This is a genomic window from Streptomyces violascens (assembly GCF_014649955.1).
GTDB lineage: Bacteria > Actinomycetota > Actinomycetes > Streptomycetales > Streptomycetaceae > Streptomyces > Streptomyces violascens.
This window is the reverse complement of record NZ_BMUA01000023.1, coordinates 19,930-42,688: the sequence shown is the minus strand read 5'-3', so window position 1 is coordinate 42,688 and position 22,759 is coordinate 19,930. Positions and strand designations below refer to the sequence as shown.

Annotated in this window: 18 protein-coding genes; 10 read left to right on the top strand and 8 right to left on the bottom strand. The window is 72.4% G+C overall.

Features of this window, described 5'->3' with window-relative positions; translation table 11 throughout:
* Positions 1 to 342 precede the first annotated feature (342 nt).
* The 5 genes from IE206_RS32035 to IE206_RS32015 all read right to left on the bottom strand — a co-directional run bounded on the left by IE206_RS32035 (position 343) and on the right by IE206_RS32015 (position 5,773).
* A complete protein-coding gene (locus IE206_RS32035) occupies positions 343 to 2,730 on the bottom strand; it encodes a heavy metal translocating P-type ATPase (RefSeq protein ID WP_189968476.1) in 2,388 nt (795 codons plus the stop codon).
* A 145-nt stretch (positions 2,731 to 2,875) separates the two neighbouring features.
* On the bottom strand, positions 2,876 to 3,184 hold the full coding sequence (locus IE206_RS32030) for a heavy-metal-associated domain-containing protein (RefSeq protein ID WP_189968348.1): 309 nt from the start codon (positions 3,182 to 3,184) through the stop codon (positions 2,876 to 2,878).
* A gap of 179 nt (positions 3,185 to 3,363) precedes the next feature.
* The gene (locus IE206_RS32025; RefSeq protein ID WP_189968346.1) at positions 3,364 to 3,564 is read right to left on the bottom strand and encodes a helix-turn-helix transcriptional regulator; all 201 of its coding nucleotides are present in this window, start codon (positions 3,562 to 3,564) and stop codon (positions 3,364 to 3,366) included.
* Between the two features lie 297 nt (positions 3,565 to 3,861).
* On the bottom strand, positions 3,862 to 4,869 hold the full coding sequence (locus IE206_RS32020; RefSeq protein ID WP_189968344.1) for a Gfo/Idh/MocA family protein: 1,008 nt from the start codon (positions 4,867 to 4,869) through the stop codon (positions 3,862 to 3,864).
* 1 nt (position 4,870) lies between these two features.
* Positions 4,871 to 5,773: a sugar phosphate isomerase/epimerase family protein gene (locus IE206_RS32015; RefSeq protein WP_189968342.1), complete on the bottom strand. Its 903-nt coding sequence runs from the start codon at positions 5,771 to 5,773 to the stop codon at positions 4,871 to 4,873.
* A gap of 271 nt (positions 5,774 to 6,044) precedes the next feature.
* Between IE206_RS32015 and IE206_RS32010 the strand changes: the two genes are divergently transcribed.
* The 7 genes from IE206_RS32010 (at position 6,045) to IE206_RS31980 (ending at position 14,798) form a co-directional block, all read left to right on the top strand.
* On the top strand, positions 6,045 to 7,052 hold the full coding sequence (locus IE206_RS32010; protein WP_189968474.1) for a 5-dehydro-2-deoxygluconokinase: 1,008 nt from the start codon (positions 6,045 to 6,047) through the stop codon (positions 7,050 to 7,052).
* Positions 7,049 to 7,933, top strand: a complete 885-nt coding sequence (locus tag IE206_RS32005) for a Cgl0159 family (beta/alpha)8-fold protein (protein ID WP_189968340.1) — start codon at positions 7,049 to 7,051, stop codon at positions 7,931 to 7,933. The genes IE206_RS32010 and IE206_RS32005 overlap by 4 nt, the downstream gene beginning before the upstream one ends.
* 16 nt (positions 7,934 to 7,949) lie before the next feature.
* Positions 7,950 to 8,765, top strand: coding sequence for a 5-deoxy-glucuronate isomerase (iolB, locus tag IE206_RS32000; protein ID WP_189968338.1), 816 nt, complete (start codon positions 7,950 to 7,952; stop codon positions 8,763 to 8,765).
* A complete protein-coding gene (iolD, locus tag IE206_RS31995; RefSeq protein ID WP_373301021.1) occupies positions 8,756 to 10,645 on the top strand; it encodes a 3D-(3,5/4)-trihydroxycyclohexane-1,2-dione acylhydrolase (decyclizing) in 1,890 nt (629 codons plus the stop codon). Before iolB ends, iolD begins: the two co-directional genes overlap by 10 nt.
* A gap of 14 nt (positions 10,646 to 10,659) precedes the next feature.
* The gene (gene mmsA / locus IE206_RS31990) at positions 10,660 to 12,162 is read left to right on the top strand and encodes a CoA-acylating methylmalonate-semialdehyde dehydrogenase (RefSeq protein ID WP_189968333.1); all 1,503 of its coding nucleotides are present in this window, start codon (positions 10,660 to 10,662) and stop codon (positions 12,160 to 12,162) included.
* Between the two features lie 408 nt (positions 12,163 to 12,570).
* Entirely contained in the window at positions 12,571 to 13,968 is a 1,398-nt protein-coding gene (locus IE206_RS31985) for an APC family permease (RefSeq protein WP_189968331.1), read from the top strand.
* Positions 13,969 to 14,024: 56 nt separating this feature from the next.
* Positions 14,025 to 14,798, top strand: a complete 774-nt coding sequence (locus tag IE206_RS31980; protein ID WP_189968329.1) for a maleylpyruvate isomerase family mycothiol-dependent enzyme — start codon at positions 14,025 to 14,027, stop codon at positions 14,796 to 14,798.
* 25 nt (positions 14,799 to 14,823) lie between these two features.
* On the opposite strand, the gene IE206_RS31975 is transcribed toward IE206_RS31980, so the two are convergent.
* The gene (locus tag IE206_RS31975) at positions 14,824 to 15,246 is read right to left on the bottom strand and encodes a GNAT family N-acetyltransferase (protein WP_189968327.1); all 423 of its coding nucleotides are present in this window, start codon (positions 15,244 to 15,246) and stop codon (positions 14,824 to 14,826) included.
* A gap of 195 nt (positions 15,247 to 15,441) precedes the next feature.
* Between IE206_RS31975 and IE206_RS31970 the strand changes: the two genes are divergently transcribed.
* On the top strand, positions 15,442 to 18,051 hold the full coding sequence (locus IE206_RS31970; RefSeq protein WP_226598942.1) for an alpha/beta fold hydrolase: 2,610 nt from the start codon (positions 15,442 to 15,444) through the stop codon (positions 18,049 to 18,051).
* Entirely contained in the window at positions 18,048 to 18,917 is an 870-nt protein-coding gene (locus IE206_RS31965) for an ABC transporter permease (protein WP_189968323.1), read from the top strand. Before IE206_RS31970 ends, IE206_RS31965 begins: the two co-directional genes overlap by 4 nt.
* 96 nt (positions 18,918 to 19,013) lie before the next feature.
* Here IE206_RS31965 and IE206_RS31960 read toward each other — a convergent pair whose 3' ends face one another.
* The gene (locus tag IE206_RS31960) at positions 19,014 to 20,285 is read right to left on the bottom strand and encodes an aspartate aminotransferase type Ic (protein ID WP_189968321.1); all 1,272 of its coding nucleotides are present in this window, start codon (positions 20,283 to 20,285) and stop codon (positions 19,014 to 19,016) included.
* A 195-nt stretch (positions 20,286 to 20,480) separates the two neighbouring features.
* Between IE206_RS31960 and IE206_RS31955 the strand changes: the two genes are divergently transcribed.
* On the top strand, positions 20,481 to 21,482 hold the full coding sequence (locus IE206_RS31955) for an aldo/keto reductase (RefSeq protein ID WP_189968319.1): 1,002 nt from the start codon (positions 20,481 to 20,483) through the stop codon (positions 21,480 to 21,482).
* A 40-nt stretch (positions 21,483 to 21,522) separates the two neighbouring features.
* On the opposite strand, the gene tsaD is transcribed toward IE206_RS31955, so the two are convergent.
* Positions 21,523 to 22,584, bottom strand: a complete 1,062-nt coding sequence (tsaD, locus tag IE206_RS31950) for a tRNA (adenosine(37)-N6)-threonylcarbamoyltransferase complex transferase subunit TsaD (RefSeq protein ID WP_189968316.1) — start codon at positions 22,582 to 22,584, stop codon at positions 21,523 to 21,525.
* Positions 22,585 to 22,759: the final 175 nt, after the last annotated feature.

The window sequence follows — 22,759 nt, the reverse complement described above, 5'->3', positions numbered from 1 at the left end:
GAACTCCCGGTAACCGCCGGGCAGTTCGGCGTCAGAAGTCGGAAAGCGCCCCGCTGCCGATCCCCCCACGGGTCGGCAGTCGGGGCGCTTCCCTGTTTCCCGGTGCGGATTCCCCCCACGGGATCCGAGCCGGGGGTCTAGGCGGTCTGCCGGGGTACGTACCTGTCGGGTGGGCCGCTCAAAGCTCCCGACGTACGTGCCCCGGCCAACGCGTTGCCTGGAACGTCCCCCAAGACATTCCATGGACGTCCCCCAAGACATCCGTGGCATCGCCCACTTAGACTCCCGACCCCTCCCGATGGTTACCTCAAAACCTCTGTGATCTAGATCTCTTTGTGGAGGTCAGGTGAAGGAACGCAACCGTAGGCTGTTGGTTACCACGAACACCGACGAGAACGCCATAGCCGCACCCGCGATCATCGGATTCAACAGGCCCGCGGCGGCCAGGGGGACGGCGGCCACGTTGTAGCCGAATGCCCAGAAAAGGTTGCCTTTGATCGTGGCCAGGGTCCGGCGGGACAATCGGATCGCATCGGCGGCAACCCGCAGGTCACCGCGTACGAGGGTGAGATCGCCCGCCTCGATGGCGACGTCCGTGCCGGTGCCGATCGCGAGACCCAGATCGGCGACGGCCAGAGCGGCCGCGTCGTTGACGCCGTCCCCCACCATGGCGACGGTGCGGCCCCGCGCCTGAAGGCGCTGGACGACGGCGGCCTTGTCCTCGGGGAGGACCTCCGCGTACACATCGGCCGTCTCGATACCGACTTCCGCGGCCACGGTTGTGGCGACACTGTGGTGGTCGCCGGTGAGCAGGACCGGGGTCAGGCCCAGCGCCCGCAGCCGGGCGACGGCCTCGGCGCTGGTCTCCTTCACGGTGTCGGAGACGGCCAGCACGCCCCGGGCGACCCCGTCCCAGGCGACGGTGACGGCGGTACGTCCCTGGGCCTCGGCGGCGTTCTTGGCGGCGGCGAGCTCGGGCGGCAGGGCCAGGGCGCCGTCCCGGCCCACGTACACGCGGTGGCCCTCGACGACGCCCTCCACGCCCCGGCCGGGCAGCGAGCGGAAGTCCTCGGCCGGCGGCAGTGCCCCGGCCCGGTCCTCGGCGCCGGACGCGATCGCGCGGGCGATGGGGTGCTCGGAGGCGTGCTCCAGGGCGCCGGCCAGGCGCAGGAGTTGCTTCTCGTCGACGCCCTCGGCGGGGTGGACCTCGTACAGGCTCATGCGGCCGGTGGTCACCGTGCCGGTCTTGTCGAGGACGACGGTGTCGATGCGGCGGGTCGACTCCAGGACCTCCGGACCCTTGATCAGGATGCCGAGCTGGGCGCCGCGTCCGGTGCCGACCATCAGCGCGGTGGGGGTGGCCAGGCCCAGGGCGCACGGGCAGGCGATGATCAGTACCGCGACGGCCGCGGTGAAGGCGGCGGTGGCATCGCCCGTGACCAGGAGCCAGACGGCCAGAGTGGCGAGCGCGATCACGAACACCACCGGCACGAAGACGCCCGCGATGCGGTCCGCGAGGCGCTGCACCTGGGCCTTGCCGTTCTGGGCGTCCTCCACCAGGCGGGCCATGCGGGCGAGCCGGGTGTCCATGCCGACGCGGGTCGCCTCGACGACGATCCGGCCCCCGGCGTTCACGGTCGCCCCGGTGACGGCGTCGCCCACGCCCACGTCCACCGGCACGGACTCGCCGGTCAGCATCGACGCGTCGACCGCCGAGGCACCCTCGACGACCGTGCCGTCCGTGGCGACCTTCTCGCCGGGCCGTACGACGAAGCGGTCCCCGGTACGCAACCGGCTCACGGGGATGCGCACTTCGGCCCCGTCGCGCAGCACGGCGACGTCTTTCGCGCCCAGCTCCATCAGGGCGCGCAGGGCGGCGCCGGACTTCCGCTTGGCGCGGGCCTCCAGATAGCGGCCGAGCAGGATGAACGTGACGACGCCCGCGGCGACTTCGAGGTAGATCGTCCCAGCGACGTCCCCGCGGGTAGTGGTGAAGCTGAAGCCGTGCCGCATGCCGGGCATGCCCGCGGTGCCGAAGAGGAGCGCCCAGAGCGACCAGCCGAACGCGGCGAGCGTGCCGGTGGACACGAGGGTGTCCATCGTGGCGGACCCGTGCTTGAGGTTGGCCCACGCGGCCTGGTGGAAGGGGAGGCCGCCCCAGAGGACGGCGGGGGTGGCGAGGGCGAGGCTGAGCCATTGCCAGTTGTCGAACTGGGCCGCTGGGATCATCGCCAGCGCGATGACGGGCGCGGAAAGGACAGCTGTGATGGTCAGCCGCACTCGCAACGCGGCCAGCCGCATCGTGCTGCGGTCGTCGACCGACCCCCGCCCGGCGGCCACGGGGCTCGGCCCCGGACCCCGCTCCTCAAGCGCCGCAGGGGCCGAGTTTGCCCGGCCGCCCCTCTCCACCCCCGCAGGTGGTGGGCAGGCGTTCCGCACGGCGATCGGGCTCTCCCCCGGTCGAGCGGAGTCGAGACCTCGGGGAAGGGCGGGCGCAACCGGGGCACGGTCCGCAGCCGTATCGGGCTCGGGATCCGGGGCGGAGTCCCGGGGCTTCAGGGGCTCGGCGGTGTACCCCGTCTTCACCACCGTCGCCACGAGGTCCCCCACCCCCACCCCCTCGCCGAAGGCGACCCGCGCCTTCTCCGTGGCGTAGTTGACCGTCGCCGAAACCCCATCCATCCGGTTCAGCTTCTTCTCGACGCGCGCCGCGCACGCCGCGCAGGTCATCCCGCCGATGGCGAGTTCGACCACGTGATCCGGGGTGGTGGTTTGCACGATGGGGCTCCAGAAAGCGGGCCGGGCCGCACGGTGCCGGCGGGAAGCCGGCCGGGTGCGGCCCGACGGGGGAGAAGCGGAGGGGATGCCCTGCGGGTCAGACGCGGCCGACCAGTTCGTAGCCCGCCTCGTCGACGGCCGCACGAACCGCCTCCTCGTCGAGCGGGGCCGCCGAGACCACGGTGACCTCACCGGTCGCGGCGACGGCCTTCACCGAGCCGACGCCCTCGATCTCGGAGATCTCGCCGGCCACCGCGCCCTCGCAGTGGCCGCAGGTCATGCCGGAGACCTTGTAGACGGTGGTGACGGCGCCCACCTGGACGTCGGTCGCCCCGCCACCCTGGCAGCCTCCGGCGGGCGAGCAGCAGGAACCGGTCGCTACGGGGGTCTCGATCTCGGCGGTCATGGCGTTCTCCTCTTCGCGGGCGTACGGATCCATGGTGCATCAGGGGGCCAAGGGACGGCCGAGGCACCCTCATGCACCCCAGACTATACCCCTAGGGGGTATTAGGCGAGCCTGCCCGGACGCGGTTGGGGTGATTCGGGGTGATAACGACACAACCGCCCGCATCGGTGCGCCCGGGTTCACTTCGCGCGGCGGCCTCTGTTGCCGGGCCGCTGGGCGACCCAGACCCGGATCGTGTCCGCGAACCAGTACGGCTTGCCGTTCTCCACCAGGTCCGGCGCCGGCAGGAGCCCGTGTTTGCGGTAGGAGCGCACCGTGTCCGGCTGCACCCGGATGTGCGCGGCGATTTCTTTGTAGGACCAGAGCCTTCGGTCGGTCATGTGGGGCACCTCCCTGCGTACGCCGCAGCGGCGGCCGGAAGGCCGTCGGGGGAGCTGCGACGCGAACGCTTGGCGATCACTCAGCCTGTGCCCGTTCAACGACGGAGAGTGAGACCGGGGGAGCCCCTGTCGACCGCCTGTGACGCAAGACCCGTGTAATCGAGACATGTGTGACGGGAGCCGGATGCTTGTAACGCATGTGCTGAACAAGGACGGTTGGGGCAGATGGGTGACAACGCGTGACAATCACGGCTGGTGGTCGCTCGACGTACGCAGCCGCCATTTGTACGGCGGTGGCTACTCGTACAGAGGCGGGCGCTCCGGCAGCTCCACCTCTACCCGCCCGCCCGACTCCTGCGCCCGCACCCCCGCCTCGCAGACCAGCGCCGCCGCACAGCCGTCCCAGGTGCTCGCGCCCTCGACGCGGCCCCGCCTCGTCGCGTCCACCCAGGCCCGCACCTCGCGGTCGTACGCCTCGGCGAACCGGACGGTGAAGTCCTGCGGGATGGCGTTGCCCGCGTGCCCCGCCGCCCGCGTGACGAGGCCGCCGCTCTCGCCGATCGAGGCGGTCCCGCGCTCGCACACCGCCTCGCAGCGCACCTCGTACCCGAAGCCGCAGTTGACGAAGATCTCGACGTCCACGACCACCCCGCCGGACGTTTCGAAGAGGACCAGCTGCGGATCGCCGAGCCCTTGCGGGGCGTACGAGGTGGGGCGCGGGCGCAGGACCTGTACGGCGGTGATCTCCTGGCCGAGCAGCCAGCGGGTGGCGTCCGCCTCGTGCACCACCGAGTCGCGGATCAGTATCTCGGTGGTGAAGAAGGAGGGCGATTTCGCGTTGCGGTGGCGGCAGTGCAGCATCAGGGGCCGCCCCAACTCGCCCCCACTGAGCGCGAGTCGGAGTCGCTGGTACTCGGCGTCGTGCCGGCGCATGAACCCCACCGTGACCAGGCGACGGCCCAGGCGCTGCTCGGCCTCCATGACGCGCAGGGTGCCGGCCGGGTCGGGGGTCAGCGGTTTCTCGCACAGGACCGGCAGTCCGCGCGCGAAGGCTTCGAGCAGGGCCGCCTCGTGGGCCGGGCCCGAGGAGGCGATGAGGACGGCGTCCACGCCGGGCGCGGCCATCGCGGCCGCCGGGTCGGTGTGGATGCTGCACCCCTCGATGCCCGCGGCCACCGCGCTCGCGCGCTCCGGGTCCAGGTCGGCGACGGCGGCCACGCGGGCGCCGCCGATGACGGAGTCGATCCGGCGCACATGGTCGGCGCCCATCCGGCCGGTGCCGATGACGGCGATGCCCAGGGTCATGTCAGGCCCCGCACGAGCGGAGGAAGGCGCGGGTGCGCTCGGCGATCGGCAGGGGCTTGTCCGGATCACAGGGGTACATGTCCTGCTCGACGATCGCGAAGAGGTCGACGTCCAGGTCCTGGGCCGCGGCGAGGACCGGTTCGAGCGCGGGCACGCCGTGCGGGGGCTCGCACATCACGCCCTGCGCGACGGCCGGCCCGAACGGCGTTCCGGCGGCGTGCACTCGGGCCAGCACCTCGGGGTCCACCTGCTTGAGGTGGAGGTAGCCGATCCGCTCCCCGTACGTCTCGATCAGCTTGACGCTGTCGCCGCCGCAGTACGCGTAGTGCCCGGTGTCCAGGCACAGCGAGACCAGGTCGGAGTCGGTGGCGTGCAGGAAGCGGGCCACGTTCTCCTCGCTGTCGATGTGGGTGTCGGCGTGCGGGTGCACGACGACGCGCAGGCCGTAGCGGTCCCGCACCTCGCGGGCGAGCCGCTCGGTCTGACCGGCGAGATCGCGCCACTGCGCGGCGGTCAGCGTGCTGTCCTCCAGGACCGCGCCGCTCTTGTCGTCGCGCCAGAAGGAGGGGATGACGACCAGGTGCCGGGCGCCGGTGGCCTGTGTCAGCGCGGCCACGTCCGCGACATGAGCCCAGGTCTTCTCCCACACCGCCGGGCCGTGGTGCAGCCCCGTGAAGACCGTTCCGGCCGAGACCCGCAGATCGCGTACGGCGGTCTCCTCGGCGAGGCGCGCGGGGTCGGTGGGGAGATAGCCGTACGGTCCGAGTTCGATCCACCGGTAGCCCGCGCCCGCGACCTCGTCCAGGAAGCGCTGCCAGGGGACTTGGCGAGGGTCGTCGGGGAACCAGACGCCCCAGGAGTCGGGGGCCGAACCGATCCGGATGCGGGTCTTCGCCGTCGTCATGGGGGCCAGCCTTCCGGGGCCGCGGGAGGAGTGTCAAGGCCACGTCCGAATGTAAGGACAAAAGATTGACAGGGGTGGTGGGCGAGGGCTAGACCTGGGGTCACCGGCGACGCGGCGACCCGAGGGGACGTGCATGGACGAGGCTCCGTACGGCAGCGAGGACAGCCGTGGGTACAACTCCGCGTACGGCAGCGAGGGCGGCCGCGGGCACGACTGCGCGTACGGCGCCGCGTCCGGTGGTGAGGGCGGCGCCGCTTACGACCTGATCACCATGGGGCGGATCGGCGTCGACCTCTACCCCCTGCAGACCGGGGTGTCACTGGCGAAGGTCAGCTCCTTCGGGAAGTTCCTCGGCGGCTCGCCCTCCAACGTGGCCGTCGCCGCGGCCCGGCTCGGCCGCCGCACCGCCGTCGTCACCCGTACCGGGCGCGATCCATTCGGCGAGTATCTCCGTACGGAACTGGGCGAGTTCGGGGTCGACGCGCGCTGGGTCACCCCTGTGGACGGGCTGCCCACGCCCGTCACCTTCTGCGAGGTGTTCCCTCCGGACGACTTCCCGCTGTACTTCTACCGGCTGCCCAAGGCGCCCGATCTGGAGCTGCGGGAAGGAGAGTTGGACCTTGCGGCCATTGGGGCGGCGCGGATCTTCTGGGTGACGGGGACGGGGCTGTGCGCGGAGCCCAGCCGGGGGGCGACGCTGGCGGCGTTGGGGGTGCGGGGCGGTTCTTTCCCCACCCCGCCCCTTCCCGCTGTGACACTCGGCGGCTCCGCCGCGGGCCTCCGGGAGGACGGACCGGCTGCGGGCCGGCGGTTCACCGTCTTCGACCTCGACTGGCGGCCCATGTTCTGGGAAGCGCCCGAAGTCGCCCGCACCTACTACTGCGAGGCCCTGCGCCACGCCACCGTTGCCGTCGGCAACATCGACGAGTGCGAGGTCGCCACCGGCGAGCGGGAGCCCCGGGCCGCTGCTGAGGCCCTTCTCGCCGCCGGGGTCGAGCTCGCCGTCGTCAAGCAGGGGCCCAAGGGCGTGCTCGCCGTGCACCGGGACGGGGCCGTCGCCGAGGTGCCGCCCGTGCCGGTCGACGTGGTCAACGGGCTCGGTGCGGGCGATGCGTTCGGCGGGGCACTCTGCCATGGGCTGCTCGCGGGGTGGGGGCTCGAACGTGTCATGCGGTACGCCAACGCCGCCGGGGCCATCGTCGCGTCCCGGCTCGCCTGCTCCTCCGCCATGCCGTACCCCGCCGAGGTCGAGCGCGTCCTGGAAGGCGGCCGGGCGTGAGCGCCGACCTCGGGCCCGCCGGGCTCGCGCGGCTGCGGGCCCGCCACCCCGAAGCCGTCGCCGAGGCCGCCGCCCGCCGGGTGCGCAGACCGCTGCTCCGCGACGGCGGGCGGCTCATGGTGATCGCCGCCGACCATCCGGCCCGGGGCGCGCTCGGCGTCGGCGCCGACGGGCTCGCCATGGCCGACCGGGGCGACCTGCTCGACCGGCTCCGGCTCGCCCTGTCGCGGCCCGGCGTCGACGGCGTGCTCGCCAGCGCCGACGTCCTGGAGGACCTGCTCCTGCTCGGCGCCCTCGACGACAAGGTCGTCATCGGCTCCATGAACCGCGGCGGCCTCGCCGGAGCCACCTTCGAACTCGACGACCGCTTCACCGGCCACCGCGCCCAGGACCTGGAACGGCTCGGCTTCGACGCGGGCAAGCTCCTGCTCAGGATCGACTACGAGGACGCAGGTTCGCTCGACACCCTGTACGCCGCCGCCCGGGCCGTCGACGAGATGGCCGAGCGCCAACTCCCCGTGTTCGTCGAGCCGTTCATCTGTCATCGGCGGAAAGGACGGATTCGTAATGACCTCTCCGCCGGGGCCGTCACCCGGTCCATCGCCATCGCCTCGGGCCTGGCCGGAACCTCCGCGTACACCTGGCTGAAGGTGCCCGTCACCGAGAACCCCGACGACATGGCCGAGGTCATGGCCACCAGTACGCTGCCCGCGGTGCTGCTCGGCGGCGACACGGGGGACGACCAGGACGCCGCCTTCGAGAAGTGGCGCGGGGCGCTGCGGCTGCCCACCGTGCAGGGCCTGGTCGCCGGGCGCTCGCTGCTCTATCCGGCCGACGGCGATGTGGCGGCGGCCGTCGATACCGCCGTCGGACTGCTGTAGGGGGTAGGGATCGGACATGGATCACCAGGAACTGCTCGTACGGGCCGGCGAGACCGTCCGCGTTCCGTACGCCCTCGACATCGACCCCACGCGGGCGGGGTGGAGCTACTCCTCCCTGCGCGTGCTCGATCTCCCGCCCGGCGGCTCACACCTGCTGGACGCCGGGGACAGCGAGTGGCTCGTGGTGCCGCTCGGCGGTGGTTGTACGGTGCGCGCCGATGGTCTCGACCTCGAACTGGCCGGGCGCGCGGGCGTGTTCGATGGGCCGACCGACTTCGCCTATGTGCCGCGTGACGCGCACGCCCAGATCGCCTCCGGCGCGGGAGGCCGTTTCGCCCTGGCAGGAGCGCGGTGCGAGCGACGACTCCCCGCTCGCCACGGCCCCGCGCCGGAGGTACCCGTCGAAGCCCGGGGTTCCGGAAACTGTTCCCGTACCGTGCGCAACTTCGCCTCGGCGGACGCCTTCGCCTGCGACCGGCTGATCGCCGTCGAGGTGATCACGCCCGGCGGCAACTGGTCCTCCTACCCGCCGCACAAGCACGACGAGCAACTACCGGGCAGAGAGAGCGAGTTGGAGGAGATCTACTACTTCGAGTTCGAGCGGTCCGACGGCTACGGCTACCAGCGGATCTCGCCGTCCCGCGACGGCGGCGCCGACCTCCTCGCCGAGGTGCGCACCGGCGACGCGGTGCTCGTCCCGGACGGCTGGCACGGGCCGTCCATCGCCCAGCCCGGCAACGCCATGTACTACCTGAACGTGATGGCGGGCCCGGGGCAGGAACGGGAGTGGAAGATCTCCTTCCACCCCGACCACGTGGAGGGATACCAGTGACCGGTACGACGCGCCGCCTCACCACCGCACAGGCGCTGATCGCCTTCCTGGCCCGCCAGTACACCTCGTGCGAGGGCGTCAACCACCGTCTGATCGCCGCGACTTGGGGCATCTTCGGGCACGGCAACGTCGCCGGGATCGGGCAGGCGCTGCTCGAATCCGGGCCGGACGCCATGCCCTTCCACCAGGGCCGCAACGAGCAGGCCATGGTGCACGCCGCCGTCGGCTACGCGCGCCAGTCGGGCCGGCTCTCCGCCCATGCGGTGACCACCTCCATCGGGCCCGGCGCCACCAACCTCGTCACCGGCGCGGCCCTGGCCACCATCAACCACCTGCCGGTGCTGCTCCTGCCCGGCGACACCTTCGCCGGCCGCCCCGCCGACCCGGTCCTTCAACAGCTCGAAGTCCCGTACGCGGGCGACGTGTCGGTCAACGACTGCCTGCGCCCGGTCTCCCGCTACTTCGACCGCATCGCCCGCCCCGAGGCGCTGATCCCGGCCGCCCTGAACGCGATGAGCGTCCTCGCCGACCCCGCGAACACCGGCGCGGTCACGCTCGCGCTGCCGCAGGACGTCCAGGTGGAGGCGTACGACTGGCCGGAGGAGTTCTTCCGCGAGCGGGTGTGGTCGGTTCGGGCTCCTGGCGTCGATCCCGATGAACTGGCGGGCGCGGTGGGCGAGTTGAGGCGGGCCGAGCGGCCTCTCCTCGTCGTCGGTGGCGGGGTGCGGCACGCCCGGGCCCAGGACGTGCTCGGCGCGTTCGCCGAGGACACCGGCATCCCGGTCGCGAGCACCCAGGCCGGCAAGGGCGCGCTGCTCCACGACCACCCCCGCGATGTCGGCGGCATCGGCCACACCGGCACGGCCGCTGCCGACGAACTGGCCCGCACCGCCGATGTGGTGCTCGGCGTCGGCACCCGCTGGAGCGACTTCACGACCGCCTCCGCCACCCTGTTCCAGAACCCCGGCGTTCGCTTCATCAACCTGAACGTGCGCCCCGCCGACGCGCTCAAGATGGGCGGCCGGCAACTCGTCGGCGACGCCCGCACCGGCCTCGCCGCGCTGCACGAGGCGCTGAAGGGATACCGGGTACCGGCCGCGTACGAGGCCGAGTGCGCGCGGTTGAAGGGGGAGTGGGAGGGACGGGTGAGTGCCGCCTATGCCCCCGCGTCCGACGAGGCCCGTCCCACCCAGGCCCAAGTCCTCGGCGTACTCGACACCTTGGTCACCGGGGACGACATCCTGATCAACGCGGCCGGCTCGCTCCCCGGCGACCTGCACAAGCTGTGGCGGACCCGCTCGCGCGACCAGTACCACGTCGAATACGGCTACTCCTGCATGGGCTACGAGATCCCGGCGGCCATCGGAGTCGCCCTCGCGGCACCCGGCCGGCCGGTGTGGGCGCTGGTCGGCGACGGTACGTATCTGATGAATCCGACCGAAATCGTCACCGCCGTGCAGGAGAACATCCCCATCAAGGTGGTGATCCTCCAGAACCATGGGTACGCCTCGATCGGCGGGCTCTCGGACGCGGTGGGAGGTGAGCGGTTCGGCACGGCGTACCGGTTCCGCGCGGCGGACGGGACGTACGGCGGCGATCCGCTGCCGGTCGACCTGGCGGCCAACGCGGGCTCGCTCGGGATGCGCGTACTTCGCGCCAAAACCGTGCGTGACCTGCGAGAAGCCCTTGCCGAGGCGCGCAAGGCCGACGTCCCCACATGTGTCTACGTGGAGACCGAAACGCCCGACACAGTGTCGGGCCCGCCCCCGGCCCAGGCGTGGTGGGATGTGCCCGTGGCCGAGACCGCGACCCGCACGTCGGCGGTCACGGCCCGCGAGGAGTACGAACGGCACGTCACCGCCCGACGCCGCCATCTGTGAAGGAGCACTTGGACATGACGAAGACCGTCCACCACTGGATCGGTGGCAAGAGCGTCGAGGGCACGTCGGGCAGCTTCGGCCCGGTGACCGACCCGGCGACCGGCGCGGTCACCACGCAGGTCGCCTTCGCGTCGGTGGAGGAGGTGGACCAGGCCGTGGCCACCGCCAAGGCGGCGTACGCGACCTGGGGCACGTCCTCGCTGGCCCAGCGCACCACCGTCCTTTTCAAGTTCCGGGCGCTGCTCGACGCGAACCGGGACGCGATCGCCGAGCTGATCACCGCCGAGCACGGCAAGGTGCACTCGGACGCGCTCGGCGAGGTCGCCCGTGGCCTGGAGATCGTCGACCTGGCCTGCGGCATCACCACCCAGCTCAAGGGCGAGCTGTCCACGCAGGTCTCCAGCCGGGTGGACGTGGCCTCCATCCGCCAGCCGCTGGGCGTCGTCGCGGGCATCACGCCGTTCAACTTCCCGGCGATGGTGCCGATGTGGATGTTCCCGCTCGCCATCGCGTGCGGCAACACGTTCATCCTGAAGCCCTCGGAGAAGGACCCGTCGGCGTCGATGAAGATCGCCGAGCTGCTCGCCGAGGCGGGCCTGCCCGACGGCGTCTTCAACGTCCTGCACGGCGACAAGGTGGCCGTCGACGCGCTGCTCGCCCACCCGGACGTGGCCGCGGTGTCCTTCGTCGGCTCGACCCCGATCGCCCGCTACATCCACACCACCGCCTCCGCGAACGGCAAGCGGGTGCAGGCGCTCGGCGGCGCCAAGAACCACATGCTGGTCCTGCCGGACGCCGACCTGGACGCGGCGGCCGACGCCGCCGTCTCGGCCGCGTACGGCTCGGCGGGCGAGCGCTGCATGGCGATCTCCGCGGTCGTCGCGGTCGGCGCGATCGGCGACGAGCTGGTGGAGAAGATCCGCGAGCGCGCCGAGAAGATCAAGATCGGTCCCGGCAACGACCCGTCCTCCGAGATGGGCCCGCTGATCACCGCTGCCCACCGCGACAAGGTCGCCTCGTACGTCGCGGGCGCGGCCGCCCAGGGCTCCACCGTCGTCCTGGACGGCACCGGCTACACGGTCGAGGGCTTCGAGGACGGCCACTGGATCGGCCTGTCCCTCCTGGACCACGTCCCGACCTCGGCGGACGCCTACCGCGACGAGATCTTCGGCCCGGTCCTGTGCGTACTGCGCGCCGAGACGTACGAGGAGGGCCTGGCGCTGATCAACGCCTCGCCGTTCGGCAACGGCACCGCGATCTTCACCCGGGACGGCGGCGCGGCCCGCCGCTTCCAGCTGGAGGTCGAGGCCGGCATGGTCGGCGTGAACGTGCCGATCCCGGTGCCGGTGGGCTACCACTCCTTCGGGGGCTGGAAGGACTCGCTCTTCGGCGACCACCACATCTACGGCAACGACGGCACGCACTTCTACACCCGCGGCAAGGTCGTCACCACCCGCTGGCCGGACCCGGCCGACGGCCCCTCGGGCGTGGACCTGGGCTTCCCCCGGAACCACTGACCGCCTGATCCGCCACGGCCGCCGCCCGCCCCCCGAAGAAAGGGGTGCGGGCGGCGGCCGTCGCCGTACCCGGCCGGTCGAGCGGCAACCGGAGCGTCAGTACGCGTCAGTACGCGCTCCTACCGGTCCGTACGCGTCCGTACCGCGGAAAGTTGCCGACGAACTTCGGCCCGCGCGCTGCGGTTCCCGTACCGGCCGAACTCCAGTCTTGACACGTTCTTGACGCCGAAAACCGGCGTTCAGCCGCGCCGGATCTTCGGATTCCGCAGGTAACCCCCTATTGACCTGCGGTTCTCCGAAGGATTGCATGTCGGCAACCCGGGAGCCGCCGATTCATTCACCACCCCGCCTCTGGAGGCGATACCGCTCCCGCGCTTCGGAACCGCACCAGTCGATCGGAACCGCACGATGACGGAAACGCTCAGCGCCCCCCAGGCGCTCGCCCCCGCGACCGGCCCCACCCCGCAGAAGCTCAAGCGTTCCATCGGCGTCGTGGGCGGCACCCTCCTCACGCTGTCCTGCGTGACGCCCGCCTCCACCCTGTTCGTCGTCGTGCCCGACCTCTTCGCCACCCTCGGCACCTACACCGCCCTCACCATCGCGATCGGCTCGCTGCTCTGTATCGGCGTCGCGTTCTGCTACTCGGAGCTGGGCACCCTCATCCCCAGCGCGGGCGGCGAGTACGCCATGGTGTCGACGATGGCGGGGCGGCTCGCGGGCTGGCTGGTGTTCGTGCTCTCGCTGCTCGTCGTGATGATCGTGCCGCCCGTCATCGCGATGGGCACCGCCGACTACCTCGCGCCGATCGTGCACATCCCGGCGCCCCTCGCGGGCGCCGGCGTCATGCTGCTCGCCACCCTGGCCGGCCTGCTCGACCTGCGCGCCAACGCCTGGATCACCGGGATCTTCCTCGTACTTGAGGTCGTCGCCGCCGGTGTGGTGGCCGTACTCGGCTTCGCCCACAGCGAGCGCGGCGCCTCGGCCCTCGTGCACGGCTCGGTCGCCACCGACGGCGGTACGCCCTCGACGGTCACCGCCATGATGGTGATCTCCGGACTCGCCATCGCCCTCTTCATCACCCAGGGCTTCTCGACCGCCGTGTACCTGTCGGAGGAGCTGGAGCACCCGCGGCGCAACGTCGCCCGCACCGTGCTCGCCACCCTCGCCATCTCGACCGCCGTGATCCTGGTGCCCGTTGTGGCCATCACCATGGGCGCCCCCGACCTCGCGGCCCTCACCGGCGGCAACCTCAGCGAGATGGTCACCGCGTGGTCGAACTCGGCGGTCGGCACCTTCGTCAGCCTCTGCGTCGCCCTCGCCATCATCAACGCGGGCATCGTCATGGTCATCCAGAACTCCCGCGTCCTGTTCGCCTCCGCCCGCGACAAGGCCTGGCCCGAGCCCGTCAACCGGGGCCTGTCCCGGCTCGGCCGGTTCGGCTCCCCGTGGGTGGCCACCCTCCTGGTCGGCGTCCCCGGCGCGGCGCTGTGCTTCGTCAAGCTCGACACCCTCTACGGCGTCACCGGCGTCTCCGTCACCGCCATGTACCTCCTGGTCGCCGTCGCCGCCCTGCTCTGCCGGCGCGGTTCGCACAAGGACGTCCCGGCCTGGCGGATGCCGCTGTGGCCCGCGGTGCCGGTCCTCCTCATCGCCGTACTCGCCTACATCCTGACCCAGCAGGAGACCCAGTACCTGCTGTGGACCGGCGGCATCACCGCGGTCGCCACCCTGTACTGGGCGCTGTACCTGCGGCCGCGCCGCGAGACCCGCTGGCTGGTCAGCATCCCCGAGGACGCGCAGGCCTGAGGCGGCGCCCCGTGGGTGTCCGGCGGGTTGTCACAGGGGTCGCCTAGGGTGGCGCCATGACTCTCGAACACGCGACGTACTGCGACGAAATCGTCCGCCAGACCGCCGAGTTGAGGTCCCACCTGTCCGGTGCGGACCTCTCGGCGAAGGTGCCGACCTGTCCCGACTGGACCCTGCGCGAACTCGCCCGGCACGTGGGCGGAGCGCACCGCTGGGTCCACCACATCGTCAGCACCAAGGCCACGGAGCCGGTTTCGCCGGAGCAGGTGGCCGGCCGCGGCGGGCCCGAGAGCGACGACCCGGCCGCCCTGGACGCCTGGCTCGCCGAGGGCGTCGAGCTCTGCGCCGGCGCGCTGCGGGACGCCGGGCCCGACATGGAGGTCTGGTCCTGGGCGGGCATGACGACCGCCTCGTTCTGGTCGCGCCGGATGACCCACGAGACCGCCGTACACCGTGCGGACGCGGCAGGCGCGGTGGGCGCGGTCTACACGCTGCCCGCCGACGTGGCCGCCGACGCCCTCGACGAATGGCTCGGCATCATCGACTTCGCCCGGGCGTTCAAGCGCTCCGAGACCCCGCTCGGCGAGCCCGGCCAGTCCCTGCACCTGCACGCCACCGACGCCCCCGGCGCCGAGTGGCTCATCGAGATCGGCGAGGAGGGCTTCACCTGGAGCCACGCCCACGACAAGGCGACGGTCGCCCTGCGCGGCCCCCTCGCCGACATCCTGCGCGTCTTCTACCGCCGCCTGCCCGCCGACGCCCCGTCCGTCGAGGTCCTCGGCGAGGCGGCCGTGCTCGACCAGTGGCTGAGCGCGGCGTCGTTCGGCTGAGCCCGGGCTCTCACCCGGACCGGGCTCAGCCGAAGGGCCACGTCAGCATCGCGAACGGGCCGTCGTCCTTCGCGCCCGCCGCGCGGTACGTGGCGAGGGCCGGGTCGTTGTCGGTGTCCACGCCCACCCACATGTCGTAGCAGCCGCGGTCCCGCGCGACGACGGCCAGCGCGTCGACCAGGGCGCGCCCTATGCCCCGGCGGCGGTACGCGTCGGCCACCGCCAGTTCGTACAGGCACATCTCGCTGCCCTTGTCCGGGTGCAGCATCTCGATGCCGGACACGAAGCCGACCGGGGCGCCGTCGGCGTACGCGATCAGCATCAGATGGCCCGGCGCGGCGAGGAACCGGGCCGCCCACTCCTCGCGGGCCGGGCCGTCGTACAGGTGCTGCGCGGCGGTCAGCTCGGCCGTGGTGGTGGCGCGGCGGATCTCGTACGGACTCTCCATCACGGGCGCTCCCTTCTCGTACGGCGTGTCCACGGCGGCCCCGTCAGTCCCTCGCGGGGCGCGTGCGGTGGGTCCACTACTCCCGCTGCGGTACGGGACAGAGCGACCGTACTCCCCGGGTACAGCAGGCACTTCCACCCAGCGGCAGGCTCGGTTGTCGGTGCGGGCGCATACCGTTGTGGGATGGAGATCAGCATGCGCAGACGCCGATGGCGGGTGGCCGCGGGGGCGGCCGCCCTTGCCGCGCTCGCCGGGGCCGGCGTCTGGAGTGCCGCGGGCGCCTCGGGCGCCCCCGCCGTGCACCGTGAGGACCGGGTGCTCGACATGCCCGGAGCGAAGATCGACACCTCGTTCTTCACGGCGGGCAGCACCAAGGACAAGCGGCCCGCCGTGCTGATCGGGCACGGCTTCGGCGGCAGCAAGGACGAGGTGAGGGGCCAGGCCGAGCAGCTCGCGCGGGACGGGTACGCGGTGCTGACCTGGTCCGCGCGCGGCTTCGGCAAGTCCACCGGCCAGATCGGGCTCAACGACCCGCAGTTCGAGGTCAAGGACGTCTCCCGGCTGATCGACTGGCTGGCCGGGCGGCCCGAAGTGCGGCTGGACGGCGCGGGCGACCCGCGCGTCGGCGTGACCGGGGTGTCGTACGGCGGGGCGATCTCGCTGCTCGCCGCCGGGTACGACAAGAGGGTCGACGCGATCGCCCCGGAGATGACGTACTGGAACCTGTCGGACGTCTTCTTCCCCGACGGGGTCTACAAGAAGCTCTGGGCGGGGATCTTCGTCTCCACGGCCGGCGGCTGCCAGAAGTTCGAGCCCCGGATCTGCGGCATGTACAACCGCGTCGCGACCGCCGGACAGCCCGACGCCGAGGCCGAGAAGCTCCTCGAATCCAAGAGCCCGTCCGCCGTGGGCGACAGGATCAAGGTGCCCGCGCTGATCATGCAGGGCCAGACCGACTCGCTGTTCCCGCTCGGGCAGGCCGACGCCATGGCGAAGAGGATCTCCGGCAATGGAGCGCCGGTCTCCGTCGACTGGGTCGCGGGCGGGCACGACGGCGGCGACCGCGAGGCCGGCCGCACCCAGGCCCGTGTCACCCAGTGGTTCGACCGGTATCTGAAGGACGAGAAGGGGACTGACACCGGCCCCGCCTTCCGCGTCACCCGTACCGGAGGCGTCAACTCCACTGATGGCGCGGCCCAGTTGAGGGGGGCGAGCAGCGGTGGTTACCCCGGTCTGGAGAGCGGGCGGCAGACGATCGCGCTGACCGGCCGCGAGCAGAGCTTCGACAACCCGCCGGGCGGGGCGCCGCCCGCGATCTCGGCGGTGCCCGGCCTCGGCTCGGGCCTGTCCGGCCTGTCCTCGCTCGGCGTCGGCCTCTCCCTCGACTTCCCCGGCCAGTACGCCAGGTTCGACTCGGCGCCCCTGAAGACCGGCGTCCATGTCACCGGCTCGCCCACCGTCAGGCTCAGGGTGAAGTCGAGCGGCGACTTTGCCGTGCTCTTCGGGAAGGTGTACGACGTCGGCCCCGACGGCAAGCAGCAGGTGCTGCCCTCCCAGCTCGTCGCCCCGATACGGGTCGACGGCGCGAAGGACGGCAAGACCGTCGAGCTGACCCTGCCCGCCGTCGACCACAACGTCGAGGCCGGTCACCGCCTTCGCCTCGTCCTGGCCGCCACCGACCTCGGCTTCGCCTCCCCGGCCGGCCCCGCCACGTACACCGTGTCCCTGGACGGCGGCGGCCTGAGCGTGCCCACCGTGCCCGCCGCGCGCACCGCCTCCGCGGGTCTTTCCTGGTGGGTGTGGGGCCTGCCGCTCGCCGGGGCTCTCATCGGCGGCGCGCTCCTGGTCACCCGGCGCACCCACACCCCCGCCCCGGACCCGGAGCTGGCCCAAGTACCGCTCCAGATCACCGGCTTGACCAAGAAGTACGCCAAGTCCAGCGACCGGTACGCCGTGCGTGACCTCTCCTTCCGCGTCGAGAAGGGCCAGGTGCTCGGGCTGCTCGGGCCCAACGGCGCGGGCAAGACCACCACCCTGCGCATGCTCATGGGCCTGATCCGGCCCGACGGCGGCGAGATCCGCGTGTTCGGCCACGCCATCCGGCCGGGCTCGCCCGTGCTGTCCCGGGTCGGCGCGTTCGTCGAGGGCGCGGGCTTCCTGCCGCACCTGTCGGGCCGCGAGAACCTGGAGCTGTACTGGGCGGCGACCGGCCGCCCCGCCGAGGACTCCCGCATCGAGGAGGCACTGGAGATCGCGGGCCTGGGCGACGCCCTCCAGCGCGCGGTCCGCACGTACTCGCAGGGCATGCGGCAGCGGCTCGCCATCGCGCAGGCCATGCTCGGCATGCCGGACCTCCTGATCCTCGACGAGCCGACCAACGGGCTCGATCCGCCACAGATCCGCGAGATGCGGGACGTGATGATCCGGTACGCCGAGGGCGGCCGCACCGTGATCGTCTCCAGCCACCTCCTGTCGGAGGTCGAGCAGTCCTGTACGCATCTGGTGGTGATGGACCGGGGCCGGCTCGTCCAGGCGGGTCCCGTCGCCGAGATCACCGGCGCGAGCGACACCCTGCTCGTCACGACCGCCGAACCCGTCGCCGAGGCCGTCGTGGACAAGGTGGCGGCCCTGCCCGGCATCGGCTCGGCGCTGCGCACCGACGAGGGCCTCCTGATCCGCCTCGAAGGAGCGACCACCACCGAGCTCATCGCCGAACTCCTGCGCCTGGACGTGCAGTTGACCGGCGTCGGCCCGCACCGCCGCCTGGAGGACGCGTTCCTCACCCTGATCGGAGGTTCCGCATGACCACGCTGATGGAGTCCCCGTCGGGCGAGACGGCCCCCGGCTACCGGGCCCGGCGCACCCTGCCGCTGCGCGTCGAGGCCGTGCGGCAGCTCAAGCGCCGGCGCACCCTGGTCATGGGCGCGGTGCTCGGCGCGCTGCCGTTCGTCCTGATCGTCGCCTTCGCCATCGGCGGCAGCCCGAGCAGCCGGAACGGCCGCATCACCCTGATGGACACGGCGACCGCGTCCGGCGCCAACTTCGCCGCGACCTGCCTGTTCGTGTCGGCGGGCTTCCTGCTCGTGGTGCCCGTCGCGCTGTTCTGCGGCGACACGGTGGCCTCGGAGGCGAGCTGGTCCTCGCTGCGGTACCTGCTGGCCGCGCCCGTGCCGCGGGCCCGGCTGCTGTGGTCGAAGCTGGCGGTGGCGCTCGGGTTCAGTGCGGCGGCCATCGTGCTGCTGCCCGTGGTGGCGCTCGCGGCGGGCACGGCGGTCTACGGCTGGGGGCCGCTCCAGATCCCGACCGGCGGCTCGCTCGGCTCGGGCCAGGCGATACCCCGGCTCGCCATCGCGGTCGCCTTCGTCTTCGTGTCCCAGCTGGTCACGGCGGCGCTCGCGTTCTGGCTCTCCACGAGGACGGACGCGCCGCTCGGCGCGGTCGGCGGCGCGGTGGGCCTGACCATCGTCGGCAACGTCCTGGACGCGGTGACGGCGCTGGGCGACTGGCGGGACTTCCTGCCCGCGCACTGGCAGTTCGCCTGGGCCGACGCGCTCCAGCCGCACCTGGAGTGGGGCGGCATGCTGAAGGGCTCGGCGGTGTCGGTCGCGTACGCGCTCGTCCTGTTCGCGCTGGCCTTCCGCGGGTTCGCCCGCAAGGACATCGTGTCGTAGGCCCGGGCCCTGTCCCCGGCTCGTATCCCCGGAAAGCGGGAGGCCGCCTTCGCACCCCGGGTGCGAAGGCGGCCTCCCGCTTTCGGTTCGTCCGGCTCAGGCCGCGAGGAGCTTCTCGTACCCGACGAGCCGCACGCAGGCCGTGAGGCCCAGGATCGCCTGCTCCAGCTCCGCCAGGCCCGGGTAGCTGGGCGCGATGCGGATGGTGGCGTCCTTCGGGTCGTTTCCGTACGGGTGCGTCGCACCGGCCGGGGTCAGCACGACGCCCGCCTCGCCGGCCCGTGCCACGACCTCCTTCGCACAGCCCTCGGGGACCTCCAGGGTGACGAAGTAGCCGCCCTTGGGAACAGTCCAGCTCGCGAGGCCGGTGCCGCCGAGCTCGCTCTCCAGGATCCGCTGGACGATCTCGAACTTCGGCTGGAGCAGCGCGCGCTGGCGCTCCATGTGGGCCCGCACGCCGTCCGCGTCCCGCAGGAACAGGACGTGGCGCAGCTGGTTGATCTTGTCGGGGCCGATCGAGCGCTTGGAGTTGTTGGCGAGCAGCCACTGCACGTTGGCGGGCGAGGAGCCGAAGAAGGCGACGCCCGCGCCCGCGGCCGTGATCTTCGAGGTGGAGCCGAAGACGAACGCGCGGTCCGCGTGACCGGCCTGCGCGCAGGCGCCGAGCAGGTCGGCGATCTCGGTGGGCTCGTCGGTCAGGTGGTGGGCGGCATACGCGTTGTCCCAGAAGATCCGGAAGTCGGGGGCCGCGGTCTCCATGCGGGCCAGGCGCGCCACGGTCTCGTCGCTGTAGCTGATGCCGCTCGGGTTGCTGTACTTCGGCACGCACCAGATGCCCTTGATGCCCGCGTCCTCGGCGACCAGGCGCTCCACGACGTCCATGTCCGGGCCCGCATCGGTCATCGGCACCGGGATCATCTCGATGCCGAACCGCTCGCACAGCGAGAAGTGCCGGTCGTAGCCGGGCACCGGGCACAGGAACGCGAGGCGCTCCTGGTCCACCCAGTGGGACTCGGCGCCGGGGACGACGCTCAGCATCGCGTGGACCAGGCAGTCGTGCATGAGCTCCAGGCTGGAGTTGCCCGCGGCGAGCAGCTGCCCGGCCGGCACCTGGAGCACCTCGGCGAAGATCTCCCGGAGCTCCATGAGGCCCTGGAGGCCGCCGTAGTTGCGTACGTCCGTGCCGTCGGCGGCGGTGTAGCGGCCGCCGGGCAGGCTGAGCAGGTCCTCGGAGAGGTCGAGCTGCTCGGGCGCGGGCTTGCCCCGGGTGAGGTCGAGCTTGAGGCTGCGGGCCGCAAGCGCCGCGTAGTCCTGCCGGGCCTGGTCGAGGAGCCCGGCCAGGGCGTCGGGGCTCAGCTCGGTGGTCATGGTGATTCCTCTCGCGGGGCCGCGCGTGCGTGGAACGGCATGGGGTGGGTGCGCCCTGTCGAGCTTACAAAGAGCCCCCTGAGGCCCGGACGACCGGCTTCCCCGCCTCCGTGCGCAGCCCCCGTACGCAGGCTCAATACGGGAGAATCGGAGCCCGGAACTTCGCAGAGTGACAGAAGGGGAGCTGAACGCCACGTGAGGTATCGCGAGCTGGGCACCGGGGGCCCGACCGTCTCGGCCGTGGGTCTGGGGTGCATGGGCATGTCGACGGCGTACGGGGTGGCGGACGACGCCGAGTCCGAGCGGGCCCTGGACCGGGCGCTCGACCTGGGCGTCACGCTGCTCGACACGGCTGACGCGTACGGCCGTGGCGCCAACGAGGAGTTCCTCGGCCGCTGGCTGCGGCGGCGCGCGGCCGTCCGGGAGCGCCTGGTGCTCGCGACGAAGTTCGGGCTGCGGCACGACCCGGACACGGGCCGGGTGGACCGGGTGGACACCTCGGCGGCCCATGTCCGCAACGCCTGCGAGGCCTCGCTGCGGCGCCTGGGCGTCGAGCACATCGACCTGTACTACGTGCACCGCCGCGACCCCGCCGTCCCGATCGAGGAGACGGTGGGCGCGATGGCCGGGCTGGTCGCCGAGGGCAAGGTCGGCCATCTCGCGCTCAGCGAGATCAGCGTCGACACGCTGCGCAGGGCGCATGCCGAACACCCCATCGCCGCCGTGCAGTTGGAGTACTCGCTGTTCACCCGGGACGTCGTCGAGGGCGCCATGCTGGACGCGTGCCGCGAGCTGGGGATCGCCGTGGTCGCGTACAGCCCGCTGGGCCGCGGCATGCTCACCGGCAGCATCACCTCCACGGCCGACCTGGACGGCGCGGACAACCGCAGGCGCTGGCCGCGCTTCGCCGAGGAGAACTTCGGGCACAACCTGGCGCTGGTCGACGCGGTGCGCGCCGTCGCGGCCGAGCTCGGCTGCACCCCCGGGCAGGCTGCCCTGGCCTGGCTCCTCGCCCAGGGCGAGGACGTCGTCCCGATCCCCGGCACGAAGAAGCGCCGCTACGTGGAGGAGAACACGGCGGCGGCCGAGCTGACCCTGACCGCCGGGCAGGTGGCCCTGCTGACCCGCGCCGTCCCCGAGGGTGCGGTCGCCGGGGGCCGCTACCCGGACGCGGCCCTGGCCAGGCTGGGGCACTGAGGGGGCACCCCCTTGCCGGGGCGCGGCAGGCCCGCCTTCGTCAGGCGGCCCGCGCACCCCGCGCGACCGGGTGCAGGGCCGCGTAGTCCAGCGGGGCGGACGGGTCGATGGAGACGTCAAGCGGGGCGGGTTCGGCGCCCGCGCGGACCAGGAGGTCGCCCACCGCGGCGATCATCGCGCCGTTGTCGGTGCACAGGCCGAGTGGCGGCACGCGCAGGGTGATCCCGGCCGCCGCGCAGCGCTGCTCGGCCAGGGACCGTACGCGGGAGTTCGCTGCGACCCCGCCCACCACGACCAGGGTGTCGACGCCGTGCGTGCGGCAGGCGTCCACGGCCTTGCGGGTCAGTACGTCGGCGATCGCCTCCTGGAGGGCCGCCGAGCCGTCGGCGACGGGGAGCTCGGCGCCGGCGTGGCGCTCGGCCCAGCGGGCGGCGGCCGTCTTGAGCCCGGAGAAGGAGAAGGCGTACGGGTCGTCGCGCGGCCCGGTCAGAGGCCGGGGGAAGGTGACCGCGCCCGCGTCGCCGCCCCTGGCCGCCCGGTCGATGGCGGGGCCGCCGGGATAGGGCAGCCCGAAGACGCGGGCGACCTTGTCGAAGCACTCGCCCGCCGCGTCGTCGAGGGTGTCGCCGAGGTGCGTGATCGGGTCGCGTGCCAGGTCCCGCACGAGCAGCAGCGAGGTGTGGCCGCCGGACACGATCAGCACCATGCACGGGTCGGGCAGCGGCCCGTGCTCAAGAGTGTCCGCGGCGACATGCCCGGCCAGGTGGTGGACGCCGTACAGGGGTACGTCCAGCGCGTACGCCAGCCCCTTCGCGCCCGCGAGGCCGACCTGGAGGGCGCCGGAGAGGCCGGGTCCGGTCGTCACGGCGATCGCGCCGATGTCGGACATCCGCAGCCCCGCATCGTCCAGCGCCCGGTGCACGACCGGGGTGAAGGAGTGGACGTGGGCGCGGGCGGCGATCTCCGGCACGACCCCGCCGTAGCGGGCGTGCTCGTCCATGCTCGACGCGACCGCATGGCCGAGCAGCCGCCCGTTCCGCACGAGACCGGCCCCCGTCTCGTCGCAGGACGACTCGATCCCGAGCACCACTGGACGGCCCACCCCGAACACCCCTTCCGCCTGCCCTGCCGTTATTGCAAGTAGTTCGCAATAAGGATAGGGGTGCCGGGGCGGGCGGGGGCCGCGAGGGGCGGGGGCCTGGGGTGGAGTGGAGCCGGGCTTAACTGGGGATCTCTCCCCAGTTAGTATGCGGACGTCGGCAGGGGAGTGGAACGGT